The organism is Flavivirga abyssicola (genome assembly GCF_030540775.2).
Classification (GTDB): Bacteria; Bacteroidota; Bacteroidia; order Flavobacteriales; family Flavobacteriaceae; genus Flavivirga; species Flavivirga abyssicola.
In genome coordinates, this window is the sequence record NZ_CP141266.1 from 3,156,530 (window position 1) to 3,174,229 (window position 17,700).

Here is a 17,700-nt window from a genome sequence, read left to right on the forward strand (position 1 = left end):
TAGGAGATACCCATAGTAAACTTCTAACAGGTTTAACTTCAAATGGTTATATTTGCTTATAGCACATCGTTTTTATGCTAAAGCTTCTTTATTACATAATCTTTTTTATTGGACTAATAAGTTTTTCTCAAGCTAAAGATTTTAGTGTTAAAAATTTAGAAATTAACACTAAATATCCACATTTTGGTTTGATGCAAATTAACAGTTCAAGAATTGTTTTTACATCGTACTTATTAGATAAAAAAGGAAGGGTGAAGCGGTTTGAAGGCAATCCTATCTTAACAGTTTTTGAGGGTGATTTATCTGAAGATGTTGACATCATTAACGTTACTCCTATACAAATAGACCCAAAGCAAAATATATCTCACATTACTAGTGCTACGATATCTCCAGACGGGAAGCACATTTATTTAACGACAAACTATACTAGAAAGAATATGCCAAAAGGCAATTTTAATGAAGCTAATTTTCATATTACAGTAGGTGAGTTTAAAACAGGAATAGGATGGACTAATTTTAAAGTATTGCCTTTCTGCAAACTTAAATATTCTTATGCACATCCAGCTTTAGATAATGATGGGAAAACATTATATTTTACAGCTAATATTAGAGGTGGAAAAAATACTACTAGAGGAGGTTCTGATATTTTTAAGGTAGATCTCTTAGCAGATGGGACTTATAGTGACCCTAAAAATTTAAGCAGTAAAGTTAATTCTTATGGTCGGGAGATGTTTCCTTTTATGAGTGCTGATAATACCTTATATTTCTCTTCAAATAGACCTAATGGATTTGGTGGGTTCGATATTTATAAAAGTATTATGAATAGAGATGGTACTTTTGAAAAAGCTGAGAAATTACCGCCACCAATTAATAGTAAGCAAGATGACTTTTGTTTCATCATAGATTCTGAAAGCAAAACTGGTTATTTTTCATCAAAACGCCCAGAAGGTAAGGGAGATGACGACATTTATTATTTTAAACATATCGATTGAATTTTTTTAATGATCGGATTAATATGTGCTTTTTTTGTCGGAAAGTATTTTTACAAACTAACTAAAGATTATTATTTTACAGGGCTTAGTAATTATAATTTTTTGATTCACTATCTATTAGAGAAAAAATAGAAAAAAGAAGTTGTTGTAAAAGATGAAATCAATGATATTGGTAGAGATTTGAAGCGTGATTAATTGTCTTTAAAGTAAACAAGAAAGAAAAATTAATTTGGCTTATTTTATGAAAATGTAATTTTTTTCTTATTTTGTCAGAGATTTACAACTTTAAAAGTATGTAGATTTTTTTATCATAGCCCTAAAAAGATAAACTGTGTTACATATTTTTAAAAATGAAAGAAAGATCACTATTCTTTTTTTCATCATTTTAACTATAGATATTTTAGTTAAACTAAATCTCGATCCCTTTCCGTATAGATATATTTCTAAACCGCCTTTAGTGCTCCTTTTATTTTTGTATTACTATTATAATAATAATGAACAACGAAAGATAAAAAAACTGTGGGTAATCTTAGCATTATGCAGTTTTTTATTAGGAGATATATTTGTTATAAACCATACTAATATCATTTTTTTAAGTGTCAGCCTACTCCTTTTCGCTTTAGCAAAAGTCTTTTTAAGTTTACGACTTTCTCATGTATCGGATTTTAATGTTATCAAACTAATCCCTTTCTCTATAATACTATTTTTCTATACGGTTTTTATAGTGAGCTTTCTTTTTAATAGCCTAGGAGATTTTTTTGCTCCAGCACTGATTAGTTTTTTTATATCACTATTACTGATTCAATTTGCCTTTTTAAGGAGAGGAGTTGTTAATAATGTTAGTTATTCGTATGTTTTTACAGGTATTATTTTCTATAAGTTTTCTGAAGCCATGATGGCAATAAAAACATTTAAAATGGACTTACCCATGCAAGATATTTTAATTATGTTATTTTATGGCATAGCTATATATCTCATTTTTTTTGGAATTGTAAAAGAGCATAAAAATTAAAATGATATCAATTTTTTTTAACCCTTCTTAAGTCCAATAAATTAATAGGGTTTATTCCAAGACCAGAAACATTCTTTCTTGTAAAGCGAACCACTTCGTCATAGTATAAAGGCACCATGATTGCATTTGCCATGGCTATAGAATCCATGGTTGTATATAGATGTTTTCTTTCTTCAATACCAGTAATAGTAAAAGCTTTATTATATAAACTATCAAACAGAGTGTTTTTAAAGTGAAAATAATTTGAGCCGTTAGGAGCGAAATTTTTACTATAGAATATCGATAAATAATTCTCTGCATCCAAATAATCCGCAACCCAGGAACTTCTAAACATATCAACTTTACCATTTGATCTAGCTGTTCTTAAAGTTGCTTCAGGCATAACATCGACTTTAATTACTAATCCGGTTTTATCAAGTTCACGTTGAATAAATTCACAAAAACTTAAGTAATTACTGGTCGTTGTTAAAGTGATTTCAGGTTTTGATATACCACTTTCTTTTATAAACTGTTCAACCAATTGTTTGGCTTTTTCAGGTTGGTAGCTAAAACCAATAGATTCATTATGTCCTGCTAGCCCTTTAGGAATAAAACCACCATTAGCAGGATTGCCAATATCGTTTCGTAAATAAATCATCATTTTTTTTCTGTCAAAGCCATAATTAATAGCTTTTCTTATGAGTTCAGATTGTATTTCTGGGGTTTTAGAGTCTAAATAAAATCCTAGGTATTCAGAGTTTAGATAAGGACCTTGAATCATATTTACAGATGCTTTGTAGGTGCTGCGAAGCTGCCCGTCTGCTGTTAAAAGCTCATCTTTATAAGAAGCATCTAAACTGTTTAAAAAATCTATATTGCCTTGTGCGAACTGTAAAAACTCACTTTGTTTATCGGGCAAAAAGGTTATGGATACGGCTTCTAAATAAGGTAGAGATACACCAGTACTATCTTTTTCAAAATAATGGTCGTTTTTTCTAAAAACAAGTTTAATGTTTTCTTCCCAACGTTTAAATTGAAAAGGACCGGTGCCGATAGGGTGCGATCTGAAATCACTGCCATAATGTTCGGCAATTTCTTTAGGAATAACCGAGCAATACTTCATAGACAATAGCCCTATAAAAGCAGGGAATGGTTGCGTTAATTTAATTTTGAAAAGCGTATCATTTATAGCTTCAAAATCATCTACCTTTTTTAAAACCCAATTTCCTGGTGCTGCAATTTTTTCATCCCTTAATCGGTTAAAACTATACCGGAAATCTTCTGCAACTACCACTCTTGTAGAATCTTTTCCAAATAGTTCATGCTTGTGAAAATACACATCATCACGTAGTGTAAATAAGTAAGAGAGGCCATCGTCCGAGATTGCCCAGTTTTTAGCAATACTTGGTAAAATATTTAAATCACTATCCAACTGTACTAAACCATTAAATAATTGATTACTTACCCAGGTATCTTGCAAAGTTCTTGAAAAAGCAGGGTCTAACGTATTTATGTTTGCATGTTCATTATACCTGAAAACTAGATGGTCTTTGCTAACTAATCTATTGTCTGTGCATGAGTTTAATAAGAAAGTAAAGCTTATTATGAATAAATAGACTGTTAGGTATTTTATATTTGTCTTCACTAGTTTCATTTAATAGCGGGTAATTTAATAGTAGTTTTTTATCCTTCAGGCAAGGCTTTCCAATTTTTAATAATTTTAGAATAAAAGTATATAAAGAGTAAATTAATCGTAAATAAAATAAAGCTCCAATGCATTCCTAAACTACTCAATAAATTAAAACAAACATCATTATTATAATAGGAATAATTTTCAACACATGCGGCTGATTGGTGTAAAGATATAATTGTAATTATTAGAAAAATATAAAGTGTAAATCCAAGAATAGATATGTTTAGGCATATAGCAACTATAAACTTCTTTATTTTTTTTATATAAAATAAGGGAATTGATAAAATAATAGACCCTAATACTAAGGTTAAATACGATACAAAATACTCAATGCTATTCCCAGTAGATCGTGTTATGTATTCATAAAGAACGGTTAACAATATTACCAGCATGGTTAATACTCCAATGCTTATAATTGTAAATAGTAGTGGCCTTAAACCTGTAATTCTAAACATAAAAACTAAAGAAGAAAAAAAGAAAGCAAACCATATAAAGAAGTGTATGGTTTTAAATAAGGGATTGCTTTCTTTTATATCTTCAATATTTTCAAAGACTCTATGTAGAGCATCATTGTCTAAATAATAATTTGTTATATGATCTTTATAAAAAGTATCAATAGCAGTTTTAGGGGTACTTGATTCAAATTGAAACTCTTCTTTGGGTTGATTTCTGATTAGGTTTTTTAATTCGAAGTTATCGTTTGGGTGATAAACCATGTCAAACCAGTTGTCGACATTCAGATTATGCTTAATTTTATATTGATTGCAAATCATTAAAAAATCCGACAATATTTTTTTAATTTCATTAGGATCGTTTCTCTTTAAAAGATCATAACCTAATTTATTCCACAGTCTGTTATTTTTATTGTAACCTGCTCGATAATTAAATTTTTCATACTCGTAGTCATTATATTCAGTGTAATTATATTGGAGATTTTCTTGTTCTAATCTATTTTTTTGGGATAGATAAAAATTGTTTGAATAATTAAAATAACTAGGATTCTCTGTTTGAACATAACTAGAAACATCAAAAATGGAATCTTTAAAAAAATAAGTTCTAATAGTGTCTTTAGTTTTGAAATACACATAGCCTTTATAAGAGCTATCAGTTGCCATCTGGTTTAAGGCACCATCTTTTTTATAGAGTGTATAAAATCTGTAATTGTAATCCAGAAATTTTAAAGATAAACTATCTTTCTTTTGAGTTATTCCATTATAAGTTTCACAATAAAGGGTATCGAAAGGGGCTGGGTAACTACGTTGATTGATAGTGTAGTCCAGTGTGTTTTTAGAAAAGAATAATGCAGCGGCATTAGAAGCAATAATTTCTTTTTCTACACTTTTTTCGTCATATTTAAAAGAGATATAAGATTTAACACCGAAATTATGTGAAATATAAAATGTTGTAGAAAAGAAAATTACTATTAAATAAATTAAAAATTGCTTAAATAATTGTAATCGGGAGGTAGGATAAAAACTTTTAAAAGCATTATTTTTAAATAGAAAAATAAGCCATAAAACAAGCGTTAAAATGGATATGATAATGCTGATATAAATAGTACCATTTTCAAAAAAAATAGATTTAGCACTATATTCATGTAAAACTTCTGGATTAGTAATAGCTAAGAACCCAAAAACAAAAAATAAACCATGCAATATTAGTGCTAAAGCTAAAACCCATAATAATTTTGTATTCCAAACTAATGGATGATTTTCAAGTAAATATTGATTGGTTTTATGTATAAATTTTTTCATTGATTTGGCTTTAGGAAACGAAGAAACGTCTTGTGGATTTTGTTATATTACGTGTATAAATAACATCTATTTTGTATTTTCCCAGAGCTTCAAGGACTAACGGAAAAGTTATCTCAATAGGAAAATAAGCAATAAAGATACCTCCGTTAAAAACCAATTTTTCAAGACATAAATCAGTGAAAATTTGTTTGAGTTTTTCTCTTTCGCAATTACAGTCTATTTCTACAATTAAATAATTTTCAGTATTTGTAACTTCATTTTTATCGTCATGTTCTTTATGAACGCCATTCTTTAGATATATTACTTTATCAGATACCTTTTCTACTTCATACAATTGCTGGGAGCTCAATATTAATGCAATAGGGTTATTTATAGAATTACAAATAGATTTTAAGTCTTCTAAGATGACCTGTTGTGCTAATACATCCAGATTAGCTAATGGTTCGTCTAAAAGAAGTAATTCAGGTTGTTTTAATAGTGTTCTTGCTAACTCAAAACGCATTTTGTACCCAGAAGATAATTCATTCCATTTTAAATGCTTATAATTCCATAAGCCAAAACGAGCAATCATCATTAAAACTCTGGTTTCATTTTCTTGGGGATTAATGCCATAATTTGATAAAACAAATTTTAAATTATCCTTAAGACTGCCATACCATTTTTGAGTTCGTTGTGGAATATATACCAAATTAGAGCGCAAATCATAGTCGTTACCAAAATCCTTATCGAAATTAAACTCTAACGATCCTTCATTATGTTTTAGTTCTTTAGCTAAAATTCTTAATAGTGTTGTTTTGCCATTTCCATTTTCTCCAACTAATCCATAAACATCACCTTTGTGAATATTAATAGAAATAGGCCCTAGCTTAAAACGATTAGCACCATAGCTTTTAGTAATATTTGAACCAGTTACAAGGGGTTTTTCTGTATTATTATCTTCAATTGGAATTTTGGAGATTCTATTTAGAATTTCAAGGCTTCTTTTTATAAGCTCCCCTTCTTCTTTTGGAAACTTTTCTTTCCAATCGGTAAGTTCAATAACATCATTATAAATATCTAAGTTTTGTGTGTCTATGGCACAATCCATGAGTTTTCGATACCCTAAGAAAGTATCCTTATTTTCAAGAAAAGTAATAACTTCTTTAATTCGCGTTTCGGCTCTTGTCATTTGTTATTGCAGATTATAAACTTTTAGTTCAAGTCTTCGCACTTAGATTGTATTACTTGTAGCAATTGCGTAAATTTGCAAGCTTTTAAGTTAGAAGGCTTGTAAATATATATACATTTCCACCATAAAAGGAAATGAAGAAGAAAAAATGAAGAAAAAAGTCGCATTTTATACCTTGGGCTGTAAACTGAATTTTTCAGAGACATCGACTATTGCCAGGAATTTTACAGATGAAGGTTTTGATCGTGTGGATTTTTCTGAAAAGGCAGATATTTATGTGATTAATACTTGTTCGGTTACCGAGAATGCAGACAAACGTTTTAAAACAATAGTAAAACAAGCACAGAAAGCCAATTCAGATGCATTTGTTGCAGCGGTGGGATGTTATGCTCAGTTAAAGCCTCAAGAATTGGCAGATGTAAATGGTGTGGATTTAGTTTTAGGAGCTACTGAGAAATTTAACATTACTGCTTTTATTAACGATTTGCTTAGTCATCCCGAGCGCAGTCGAGGGGTTGGACAGGTACATTCTTGTGAGATTGAAGATGCCGATTTTTATGTAGGGAGTTATTCCATAGGAGATAGAACGAGAGCATTTTTAAAAGTTCAGGATGGTTGCGATTACAAATGTACTTATTGTACAATACCTTTAGCACGTGGTATTTCGCGAAGCGATACCATGGAAAACGTTTTAAAAAATGCTCGGGAGATTTCTAAGCAAAACATAAAAGAAATTGTTCTTACTGGGGTTAATATTGGTGATTATGGTAAAGGCGAGTTTGGTAATAAAAAACATGAGCATACGTTTTTAGATTTGGTTACTAAGCTAGATCATGTTGAAGGTATTGAGCGATTAAGGATTTCGTCTATAGAACCAAATCTTTTAAAAAATGAAACCATTGATTTGGTCTCTAAATCGAGAGCTTTTGTACCTCATTTTCATATTCCATTACAGTCTGGGAGTAACGAGATTCTTAAAAAAATGAAACGTCGTTATATGCGGGAATTGTATGTAGATCGTGTTTCTAAAATAAAAGAGGTTATGCCACATGCTTGTATAGGTGTCGATGTTATTGTTGGATTTCCTGGAGAAACGGACGAACACTTTTTAGAAACGTATCATTTTTTAAATGCATTAGACATTTCATATTTACATGTGTTTACCTACTCAGAGCGTGATAATACAGAAGCAGCAGAAATGAATGGTGTATTGCCTAACAATATAAGAAGTAAGCGTAGTAAAATGTTACGAGGTTTATCAGTTAAAAAACGTCGTGCTTTTTATGAAAGCCAAATTGGGTCCAACAGAACTGTTTTGTTTGAAAGCGAAAATAAAGAAGGCTACATTCATGGGTTTACTGAAAACTACATTAAAGTAAAAACCCCTTGGAATCCTGATCTGATTAATACATTACATCATGTAGAACTTACAAGAATTGATGATGATGGCTTGGTGAGATTTGAGTTTGCAAAAGTGGTTTCAAACTAAGAAACTATAGTAATCTTGCATATTAGCTAGAGTTTTGTTCACTTTGACTTATTTATTGTGCAAATAAAATGACACGATATATTTTTATACGAGTTAATCATGTCCCAAATGAATAGGTTTCTTTTTATTTTATGCTTTACATTACTTATTACGAGTTGCTCGGAAGAGGAAAGTAATGACTTGTCTATTGTTGGTACATGGAAATTAACAGCTTGGGAAGTTGCAGATGGATTTGATATGAATAATGATGGTATTGTTAATACTAATATTTTAGACGAAATTGAATGTATAAGCAATGAAACTTTAATTTTTGAAACTGAAGGTGTTGTATCTTCCAATAAAACCTTTAACCCAGATATTGATATTGCTTTACAGGAAGGAACTACAGATAAGTACGTATTTGATGTAAGATGTGATAAGGAAGGTGTTATTGGTTTTGCAACAACATATTCTCAAAAAAATATAGATACTGTGATATTTAATGATAAAGAATCTGCTATTGTCGATAATCAATTATTTCGCTTGATTAAAGAATCGATAAAAATATATAATGAAGACTTTACTGAGATAGTAGCTACTAAGGATTTAACATTGGTGTATACCAAACAATAATTAAGTAGCATTTTTGCAGGAAATAAAAAAATCCGAAATTACTACTTCGGATTTTTTTATAATTATTTTTGTTTAAAAAATTAAATTCTTACTCCAACAGGAAGCATACGCTTATATTTCCTATTGCTTCTCACAAACTTAGCAATTTCAGGGCTTGTTGGTACAACGCTTAAATTACGTTCTTGAATTTGTTCGAAAACAGCTTCTAAAAACTCTTTGCTAAATTCTTGGTCTTTAATGCCTTCTGGAATAATTAGTTTGGTTAGAAAAATTTTCCTTTCTTGTAAAGAATATTCAATTTTTGCTAAATGATTATCAATTTTTATTTCAAATTGACGTAGAAAATCGTTATCAATTAGTTCTGCAGCTTCAACCATGGTAATTTTTGTTTTGTTTCTTAGAAATCTTAAATAGTGAGCACTATTTATATAACTTTGTTTTGCAAAAGTACAAAAAATAATTGTTATTTTAAAGATAAAAAAGGGTTAATACCTTATAAAATAAACCTTTAGAATAGGCTTTATTTGAATTTAGAAAACAGTTTTTTATTAAATTCTATTTTAGTACAAATGAACGAAGAAATAATACATGTTTATTTAATGCCGGGAATGGCTGCAAACCCTATAATTTTTGAACATATAAAATTACCAGAGGATCAATTTAAGATTCATTTACTTGAGTGGATGTTACCAATTAATAATGAATCTATTAGTGATTATGCATTACGAATGACTAACCATATAAAACATGAAAATATTGTGTTACTTGGTGTGTCCTTTGGAGGTGTTTTGGTGCAAGAAATGAGTAAGCATATACATGTTAGAAAACTCATTATAGTATCTAGTGTTAAGTCCATGCACGAACTGCCTAAACATATGCTACTAGCTAAGAAAATGAAAGCTTATGCATTAGTACCAACACAATTGGCTGGTAGTATTGATTTACTTGCAAAATATGCTTTTGATAGCAGTATTAAAAAACGAATGGATTTGTATAAGAAATATTTATCTGTTAATGATAGCAAATATTTAAGTTGGGCTATTAAGCAAATGGTCTGTTGGAATCAGGATGAAAGTCTACCAAATATTGTACATATTCATGGGGATAGCGATAGTGTGTTCCCTATTAAAAATATAACAAACTGCATCACTATAAAAAAAGGTACACATATTATGATTATTAATAAGTTTAAGTGGTTTAATGAGAATTTACCTCGTATAATTTTAGAAAACTAAATAAAAATTTTACCTTTAAACAAAACTTATTAAAAATGAAGATAGTACAGAAAGTATTAGCGTTTGTGGGATTATTAAGTTTATCGGCCTTATTTATTTATGCCTTACAAGATGCCCCAACAGATGAGAATTTCGAAAAAAAACTAATTAACGATTATAATGTTTATGCGTTACAAGTTCCAGATGATTTAAATTTTGCTGGAGAGCCAATGCCACTTAAAAATCCAGATATTTTAGAACGAATGGATAGAGAGCTATTGGTTAATACATATTGGCAATCTAATGGACTTTTAATGTTTAAACGCGCCAAAAAATATTTTCCAATTATAGAGCCTATTTTAGAGAAGCATGGCATTCCAGATGATTTTAAGTATTTGGCTGTCATAGAAAGTGGCTTAACAAACGCCGTATCTCCTGCAGGTGCTAGAGGTGTTTGGCAAATTATGAAAGTTACAGGCAGAGAAAATGGTTTAGAAGTAAATGATAATGTTGATGAACGTTACCATCTAGAAAAAGCAACAGAAGTAGCGTGTAAATATTTATTAAGATCTAAAAAGAAATTAGGGTCGTGGACCTTAGCCGCGGCTGCTTATAATGCTGGTGTTGCTGGTGTTTCCAGAAAATTGAAGGAACAAAATGTATCAAGTTATTACGATTTGTTGCTTATTGAAGAAACGGGGCGCTATATTTTTAGAATCGTGGCATTAAAAGAAATTTTATCTAATCCAGCCAAATATGGCTTTAACTTTAGGGATAAGGATTTGTATAACAATGTGCCTACTTATAAAGTAGCTGTTGATACAGCAATTACTGATTTTCCAAAATTTGCTGAAAGTTTTGGTATTAACTACAAAATATTAAAACTTCATAACCCTTGGTTGCGAGAATCACATTTAAATAATAAATCAAAGAAGTTGTATACTATTGATATTCCTAAAAAGGGATATTATGATGTACAATAAAAGAATACCAATAAATTTAATCGTAGACGGAGGATAATTAATAATTATCCTCTTCTTTTTTGTGCTCTTATAGAACCACCGCTACCGTAATGTTGATTAGGCATTTGAGAACGTTTCATATTTTGTTTCATCATTTTTATCTGATCGGCTAACATACCCTGTTTGTCTAATTTTTGAGCCTCAGATAATAGTTTTTGGGCTTCTTGCTTTCTACGCTTAGAAAAAGCAATACCAGATAAATTCAATTTAGCCATAGCCAAATCATGGTCCATAGACAACCCTAAAGAAATAGCTTTTTTAAAATACTTTTCAGCTTCATTCATATTACTTTGAGAAACCATGATACCATGTAAATAATTATAATATCCTTGTTGCTTTTTTACTAAAGCAGATTCAGGATTTTTAATTTTGTTAAGCCACTTTTTAGCACCATCAAAATCTTGTTTACGTAATCTTAGAAAAGCTAATAAAATAAACTCATTTTTAAAATAAAGGAACACAAAAATTAAAGAAAGTAATATAAGCATAATACCATTACCTATATACCCTTCGGTAAATTGATAAACAGCATAAGCAATAATGCCTGCTGCTATAATAAGTTTAATAATTTTATTGTACATTTTAATAAGTTTATAATAAGGAAAAGACGTTTTTTATATGCTAAATAAGGTCTCTTTTTGTTCTAGACTGCAAAGAAACTAAATTTTTATTAAAAGTAACTCATAGACATTTAACAAAAAAGCAGGTATTAGGCTAAATAGAGAAAGGTTTTATTAGAATATTTTAACCAAAAAAATAAATGAAAATATTTTTTCAAAAATGGTTTGCAAAGTAATAAAGGCTTTGTATATTTGCCCTCGGTTTTGGAGAAGGTCCAAACACTTATAGAAAAATACAATTCAGATTTTAAAGATACAAGATAATGAGTAAAAGAACATTTCAGCCTTCTAAAAGAAAGAGAAGAAACAAACACGGTTTCAGAGAAAGAATGGCTTCTGCTAATGGTAGAAAGGTATTAGCTCGTAGAAGAGCTAAAGGAAGAAAAAGATTATCTGTGTCATCTGAAACTAGACATAAGAAATAATGATTAACAATTGTTGATAATTTAAAGGTGTTACTTAAGTGTAACGCCTTTTTTTATATCTAATGAGTATTATTTTTGTAACTAATTATATTATATCCACATAACAAGTAAAAAATGCCGAAAAAATCAAACCTAAAATCGATACTAATTATTGGGTCAGGTCCTATAGTTATTGGACAAGCATGTGAATTTGATTATTCAGGATCTCAGTCTTTAAGGTCACTTAGAGAAGATGGAATTGAAACAATTCTTATTAATTCCAATCCTGCAACTATCATGACAGATCCTTCCATGGCAGATCATGTTTATTTGCTACCTCTCAATACCAAATCTATTATCAAAATTTTAAAAGAGCATCCACAAATTGATGCCGTCTTACCAACTATGGGAGGTCAGACAGCTTTAAATTTATGTATAGAGGCTGATGAAAAGGGAATTTGGAAAGATTTTGGAGTTGAACTGATAGGTGTTGATATTAATGCTATAAATATTACAGAAGACAGAGAGCAGTTTAGAGAATTAATGGGAAAAATAGGTGTTGGTATGGCACCACAAGCTACGGCAACATCTTTCTTAAAAGGAAAAGAAATTGCTCAAGAATTTGGCTTCCCTCTTTGTATTAGAGCATCATACACATTAGGAGGAGCAGGAGCAGCGATTGTTTATGAAGAAGAAGATTTTGATAAATTATTACGTAGAGGGTTAGAAATTTCTCCAATCCATGAAGTGATGATTGATAAAGCAATGATGGGATGGAAAGAGTACGAATTGGAATTACTTCGTGATAAAAATGATAATGTTGTCATTATTTGTTCTATAGAGAATATGGATCCAATGGGAATTCATACAGGAGATTCTATTACAGTAGCACCAGCAATGACTTTGAGTGATAGAACCTATCAGAAGATGCGTGATATGGCCATTAAAATGATGCGTAGTATCGGTGATTTTGAAGGCGGATGTAATGTTCAATTTGCTGTAAGTCCAGATGAAAAAGAAGACATTATTGCTATAGAAATAAATCCGCGTGTATCACGTTCTTCAGCATTAGCAAGTAAAGCAACGGGTTATCCGATTGCTAAAATAGCAACAAAGCTTGCTATTGGCTATACTTTGGATGAATTAGATAATCAGATAACTAAATCTACTTCGGCTTTATTTGAGCCTACTTTAGATTACGTTATTGTAAAAATTCCACGTTGGAATTTTGATAAATTTGAAGGCTCTGATAGAACTTTAGGCTTACAAATGAAGGCTGTTGGAGAAGTTATGGGAATTGGACGTTCTTTCCAGGAAGCTTTACACAAAGCGACCCAATCTTTAGAGATTAAAAGAAATGGTTTAGGAGCAGACGGAAAAGGTTATAAAGATTACAACCAAATCATTGACAAGCTCACCAACGCTTCTTGGGATCGTGTTTTTGTTATTTACGATGCGATTGCGATGGGAATTCCACTAAGCCAGATTTATGATATCACAAAAATTGATATGTGGTACTTAAAGCAATATGAAGAATTATTTCAATTAGAAAAAGAAATATCTACTTATACTATTGATACTCTTGATAGAGAGTTATTATTAGAAGCGAAGCAAAAAGGATATGGTGACCGTCAGATTGCACATATGTTAGGATGCTTGGAAAGTCAGGTATATAATAAGAGAGATGAATTTAATATTCAGCGTGTATTTAAGTTAGTTGATACTTGTGCTGCTGAGTTTACAGCCAAAACACCATATTACTATTCTACATTTGAAAATATGGTTGAGACGGCTTCTGGAGAAGTATACACTCATAATGAAAGTATTGTAAGTGATAAAAAGAAAATTGTTGTACTAGGCTCTGGACCAAACAGAATAGGGCAGGGTATCGAGTTTGATTACTGTTGCGTTCATGGCGTTTTAGCGGCTGCTGAATGTGGTTATGAGACGATCATGATTAACTGTAATCCAGAAACGGTTTCTACAGATTTTGATACGGCTGATAAATTATATTTTGAACCTGTTTTTTGGGAACATATTTATGATATTATTCGTCATGAAAAACCAGAAGGAGTCATTGTTCAATTAGGAGGACAAACAGCATTGAAATTAGCTGAAAAGTTAACCAAATATGGTATTAAAATTATTGGAACTAGTTTTGAATCTTTAGACTTAGCTGAAGATAGAGGAAGCTTTTCTCGCTTATTAAAAGAAAACAATATTCCTTATCCAGAGTTTGGAATTGCAGAAAATGCCGATGAAGCCTTAGAGTTAGCTGATAAATTAGATTTCCCAATTTTAGTTAGACCATCTTATGTTTTAGGAGGACAGGGGATGAAAATTGTTATCAATAAAGAAGATTTGATTGAGCATGTAGTCGATTTATTAAGAAGAATGCCTAACAATAAATTGTTATTAGACCATTATTTAGACGGAGCGATTGAGGCAGAAGCAGATGCTATTTGTGATGCTGATGGGAATGTTTATATTATTGGAATCATGGAACATATAGAACCATGCGGTGTACATTCTGGAGACTCTAATGCTACCTTACCAGCATTTAATTTAGGAGCTTTGGTAATGCAGCAAATCATCGATCATACACATACTATAGCTAGAGCATTGAACACTGTTGGTTTAATTAATATTCAGTTTGCTATTAAAGATGATATCGTGTATATCATCGAAGCTAACCCTAGAGCTTCTAGAACGGTGCCTTTTATTGCAAAAGCATATAAAGAACCTTATGTGAATTATGCAACAAAAGTGATGTTAGGAGAGAAAAAGGTAACTGATTTTGATTTTAAACCACAGTTAGAAGGTTATGCCATTAAGCAACCTGTATTCTCTTTCAATAAGTTTCCAAATGTAGATAAGAGATTAGGACCAGAAATGAAAAGTACTGGCGAAAGTATATTATTCATTGACAGTTTAAAAGATGATGAATTTTACGATCTATATTCCAGACGGAAAATGTACTTAAGTAAATAATAAAAAATGCCGCTAAAAGCGGCATTTTTTATTTCTTCTTCAATTGGAAGTTAAATAGAACCTCTATACTCTCGGCAATTTTATTCCTGACAACTTTAGGTATTTTAATATCATAGTCTGCTGGATTAGCAGTAAATGTTCCAGAAACTATAATGTTGCCTTCACCACTTTTTGAAATTTCCAAAGGCATATTCTCTAATTGATTTGTTTTTCCATGAAACGTTAATGTTCCATTAATTTTAAAGACTTTAGGTGTTTCTGATAATTCATTAAAAGAAAAACTAACGATTTTACCTTTAAAAGTAGCTTTAGGATATGTATCAGATTCAGCATAGTTTTCATTAAAATGCTCTTCCATGAGCGCATTTTTAAATCGAAACCCTTTAACCAGTACTAATGTAGCAAATTCACCATTTTCGGAATTTAAAATGGCAGTGACTGTATTATTGTTGGCTTTTATCTCTTCAAAAGAAGGTACAGAAGCTTCAAAATTTACTTGTCCAATTTTTGTTAAGTATTTGTTTTGCGCAAGACAATTTAAGCTTATAAAGGCGAAAAAATAAATTAACTTTTTCATGTGATTATAATTGTTGTTTTTATGATTTACACCTGTCTTATGGACAGGTGTAAAGTTTATTTAATTATTACTATGCGTAATTATTTTAGTTATAACAGTTCATTATGATTTTACAAGTTGTTATCATTTTAAATCATAGCATAGAAACTAATTTTCCAAAAGACCATCATCTTTCCATTGTTGAATCAAATTTCTATTAGCTGAAGGCATTTGCCCACTAGGAGGCATAGGGCTGGAAGCATTGTTAATTCTAGACAATATTGCATCAACTCTATCTCTAACACTAGTGTAGGTTACTAGAGAGAATGGTGCTCCATTGGCAGTTGGATTACCATGGCACTGTGCACAATTATTATTTATAATACTTTGTACATTTGCATCATAAGTAACCTTTGTAGTTGGGTCTGGATCTGGATTTGGGTCTGGATCAGGAGTAAGGTCATCATTGCTATTACTAGAGCAGTTGAAAAGCAATACAGAGATTGCCAAGGTGTAAATTATTTTTTTTAAGTTCATAGCTACTTTTTTTATTAATTAATTATCATTTTTATAATTCTGATTAAAATCTTCTACTTAAATTAAACCCGAAATAGACATCCCCATCGCTCCAATCTCCATTTCCTTGCCCTAGAAAACCATTGGTATTCATGGCTTGAGCATTAGAGAAGTGCATTTGAAATACATGACCTCCTGTTTCTATGTCTATACCTATAGATAACGGGTTTTTAAAAGGCGAATTGTCGGCTCTATTCAAGTGTAAACCATAATCTGCGTTTATAGACCATCGTTTACTAAGTTTATAGCGTCCACCAAGACCTAATGCAAATTGGCTATTGTCCTGCTCGTTAACAGAAACATAGTTGTCATGAAAAAAAGTAGGTGCTAACTCCACCGAAAAATTTGTGTTAATTTTTCTGGATATTAGTAATTGAGCAGTATATCCAAGACGATCCTTAAACTCAATTAGAGGTAAGTCTTGTTCTTCCAGAGCAGTATTGACCAAAATAGCATTATAACCAACAATTGTAAAAGGGAAGCCATTATTTTCTTGTCTGAGAAGTCTATATTTTACCGATGCTTGGTAAATTTTAAAAAAGGAACTTCTGGATACACCTACATTAATTGCATCAGAAATACCATAAACAAAATTTAATCGTGTTACAGCTTCATCCAATCCAAAAAAAGTATCAATACCATTTTTTAAACTGCCAAAGCGGTGAGATACTATAAAAGTGAGTTCCTTTTTTGCTACCAACTTTGTAGATTCAAAATTCACAATTTTTAAACCTTTAAAAGCGGCGGTAGCGTGTTGCGAACCAGTAGATTCTGTATCTATTTCGTCTAATAAGTCTTCTTGCGAAAACATAAGAAAAGGAAAGCAAATAAGAATTAGTAGTACCTTGTTCATATACATAAAATTTTTGTGTTGGTTAATTTTTAACGTTTTATAAAGCGTTTTACTTGATTATTTATTTTTATTAAATACAGACCTTGACTAAAATTAGAAACATCAATTTCAAGAGCATTATTAAGAGATAGTTTTTTGTTAAGAATAGTTTCACCTAAAACATTATAAATACTAAGCGTTCCATCACTAATAACTTGTGGAAATTTTAAGGATAATATTGATGATGATGGATTGGGAGACAATGAAAAACTATTTACAGATAAGTTGTTTATGCTTAATGTGGTTCCCCAATTGGCAACACCGTTTTCAGAACCAGTTCCGGTATATTCAAAAGGTGGTGATACAGATAAAAAAGTACCTGTAACCCATATCCCAGCAGCATTAGCAACAGATTCACGTTGGTGACTTGCAGAACCCCATTGTAAATAATCTATCATATCATCAGCAAAAAATGAGGAGTCTGTTGTATATAGCCCGAATTCTGCATCTGCTGTGTCAAAATTTACAGAGCTGGTAATACTGACCTCTTCTCCAGAAGCAAGGTTTGTCGATCCTGAATTAATAGTCATGCCACTTATTTGTGCATATGCAGGAAAGTTACAAAACCAATAAGTGGATACATCTACAGTACTCCCACCATAATTACGGAGTATGACTGTGTTGTCTGAAGGGTCTACCATTTTAATTCTAATCTGGGCATTTAAACTAAGTATTCCTAAGAAGGATAAAGCAAGTAATATTTTTTTCATAATAGTTTTTTTAATT

17 protein-coding genes are annotated in these 17,700 nt (G+C 30.8%); 8 read left to right on the forward strand and 9 right to left on the reverse strand.

Annotation, left to right across the window (positions count from 1 at the left end; genetic code table 11):
* Positions 1-74: 74 nt before the first annotated feature.
* Positions 75-992 carry a TolB family protein gene (locus Q4Q34_RS13250; RefSeq protein WP_303316015.1) on the forward strand — a complete coding sequence of 306 codons (918 nt, stop codon included), beginning with the start codon at positions 75-77 and terminating at the stop codon, positions 990-992.
* A 331-nt stretch (positions 993-1,323) separates the two neighbouring features.
* On the forward strand, positions 1,324-2,004 hold the full coding sequence (locus Q4Q34_RS13255; protein WP_303316014.1) for a lysoplasmalogenase family protein: 681 nt from the start codon (positions 1,324-1,326) through the stop codon (positions 2,002-2,004).
* A 7-nt stretch (positions 2,005-2,011) separates the two neighbouring features.
* On the opposite strand, the gene Q4Q34_RS13260 is transcribed toward Q4Q34_RS13255, so the two are convergent.
* The 3 genes from Q4Q34_RS13260 to Q4Q34_RS13270 are packed head-to-tail and all read right to left on the reverse strand — an operon-like array spanning position 2,012 to position 6,598.
* The gene (locus Q4Q34_RS13260; protein ID WP_303316013.1) at positions 2,012-3,637 is read right to left on the reverse strand and encodes an ABC transporter substrate-binding protein; all 1,626 of its coding nucleotides are present in this window, start codon (positions 3,635-3,637) and stop codon (positions 2,012-2,014) included.
* Positions 3,638-3,666: 29 nt separating this feature from the next.
* Positions 3,667-5,430 carry a hypothetical protein gene (locus Q4Q34_RS13265; RefSeq protein WP_303316012.1) on the reverse strand — a complete coding sequence of 588 codons (1,764 nt, stop codon included), beginning with the start codon at positions 5,428-5,430 and terminating at the stop codon, positions 3,667-3,669.
* 10 nt (positions 5,431-5,440) lie between these two features.
* Positions 5,441-6,598 (reverse strand): ATP-binding cassette domain-containing protein, encoded by a 1,158-nt coding sequence (locus Q4Q34_RS13270; protein WP_303316011.1) that lies wholly within the window; start codon positions 6,596-6,598, stop codon positions 5,441-5,443.
* Positions 6,599-6,746: 148 nt separating this feature from the next.
* Here Q4Q34_RS13270 and mtaB point away from each other — a divergent pair, with 148 nt between their 5' ends.
* Positions 6,747-8,087, forward strand: coding sequence for a tRNA (N(6)-L-threonylcarbamoyladenosine(37)-C(2))-methylthiotransferase MtaB (gene mtaB / locus Q4Q34_RS13275; RefSeq protein ID WP_303316010.1), 1,341 nt, complete (start codon positions 6,747-6,749; stop codon positions 8,085-8,087).
* Between the two features lie 108 nt (positions 8,088-8,195).
* Positions 8,196-8,699, forward strand: coding sequence for a hypothetical protein (locus Q4Q34_RS13280; RefSeq protein ID WP_303316009.1), 504 nt, complete (start codon positions 8,196-8,198; stop codon positions 8,697-8,699).
* A gap of 80 nt (positions 8,700-8,779) precedes the next feature.
* Here the strand turns inward: Q4Q34_RS13280 and Q4Q34_RS13285 are convergent, their stop codons facing one another.
* A complete protein-coding gene (locus tag Q4Q34_RS13285) occupies positions 8,780-9,076 on the reverse strand; it encodes an N-acetyltransferase (protein WP_135876996.1) in 297 nt (98 codons plus the stop codon).
* A 192-nt stretch (positions 9,077-9,268) separates the two neighbouring features.
* Between Q4Q34_RS13285 and Q4Q34_RS13290 the strand changes: the two genes are divergently transcribed.
* Both Q4Q34_RS13290 and Q4Q34_RS13295 read left to right on the forward strand, forming a co-directional pair.
* A complete protein-coding gene (locus Q4Q34_RS13290; RefSeq protein ID WP_303316008.1) occupies positions 9,269-9,934 on the forward strand; it encodes an alpha/beta hydrolase family protein in 666 nt (221 codons plus the stop codon).
* A gap of 35 nt (positions 9,935-9,969) precedes the next feature.
* Positions 9,970-10,896 carry a lytic transglycosylase domain-containing protein gene (locus Q4Q34_RS13295; protein ID WP_303316007.1) on the forward strand — a complete coding sequence of 309 codons (927 nt, stop codon included), beginning with the start codon at positions 9,970-9,972 and terminating at the stop codon, positions 10,894-10,896.
* 44 nt (positions 10,897-10,940) lie between these two features.
* Here Q4Q34_RS13295 and Q4Q34_RS13300 read toward each other — a convergent pair whose 3' ends face one another.
* Complete coding sequence (locus tag Q4Q34_RS13300) at positions 10,941-11,516, reverse strand: tetratricopeptide repeat protein (protein ID WP_303316006.1); 576 nt, start codon at positions 11,514-11,516, stop codon at positions 10,941-10,943.
* Between the two features lie 302 nt (positions 11,517-11,818).
* Between Q4Q34_RS13300 and rpmH the strand changes: the two genes are divergently transcribed.
* Positions 11,819-11,980 carry a 50S ribosomal protein L34 gene (gene rpmH / locus Q4Q34_RS13305; RefSeq protein WP_042244185.1) on the forward strand — a complete coding sequence of 54 codons (162 nt, stop codon included), beginning with the start codon at positions 11,819-11,821 and terminating at the stop codon, positions 11,978-11,980.
* Positions 11,981-12,094: 114 nt separating this feature from the next.
* Entirely contained in the window at positions 12,095-14,950 is a 2,856-nt protein-coding gene (carB, locus tag Q4Q34_RS13310; protein WP_303316005.1) for a carbamoyl-phosphate synthase large subunit, read from the forward strand.
* A 28-nt stretch (positions 14,951-14,978) separates the two neighbouring features.
* Here carB and Q4Q34_RS13315 read toward each other — a convergent pair whose 3' ends face one another.
* From Q4Q34_RS13315 to Q4Q34_RS13330, 4 genes are all read right to left on the reverse strand, one after another.
* Complete coding sequence (locus Q4Q34_RS13315; protein ID WP_303316004.1) at positions 14,979-15,527, reverse strand: YceI family protein; 549 nt, start codon at positions 15,525-15,527, stop codon at positions 14,979-14,981.
* A 147-nt stretch (positions 15,528-15,674) separates the two neighbouring features.
* On the reverse strand, positions 15,675-16,043 hold the full coding sequence (locus Q4Q34_RS13320; RefSeq protein ID WP_303316003.1) for a c-type cytochrome: 369 nt from the start codon (positions 16,041-16,043) through the stop codon (positions 15,675-15,677).
* A gap of 43 nt (positions 16,044-16,086) precedes the next feature.
* Positions 16,087-16,935 (reverse strand): DUF5777 family beta-barrel protein, encoded by an 849-nt coding sequence (locus Q4Q34_RS13325; RefSeq protein ID WP_303316002.1) that lies wholly within the window; start codon positions 16,933-16,935, stop codon positions 16,087-16,089.
* Between the two features lie 29 nt (positions 16,936-16,964).
* Positions 16,965-17,684, reverse strand: coding sequence for a T9SS type A sorting domain-containing protein (locus tag Q4Q34_RS13330; RefSeq protein WP_303316001.1), 720 nt, complete (start codon positions 17,682-17,684; stop codon positions 16,965-16,967).
* Positions 17,685-17,700: the final 16 nt, after the last annotated feature.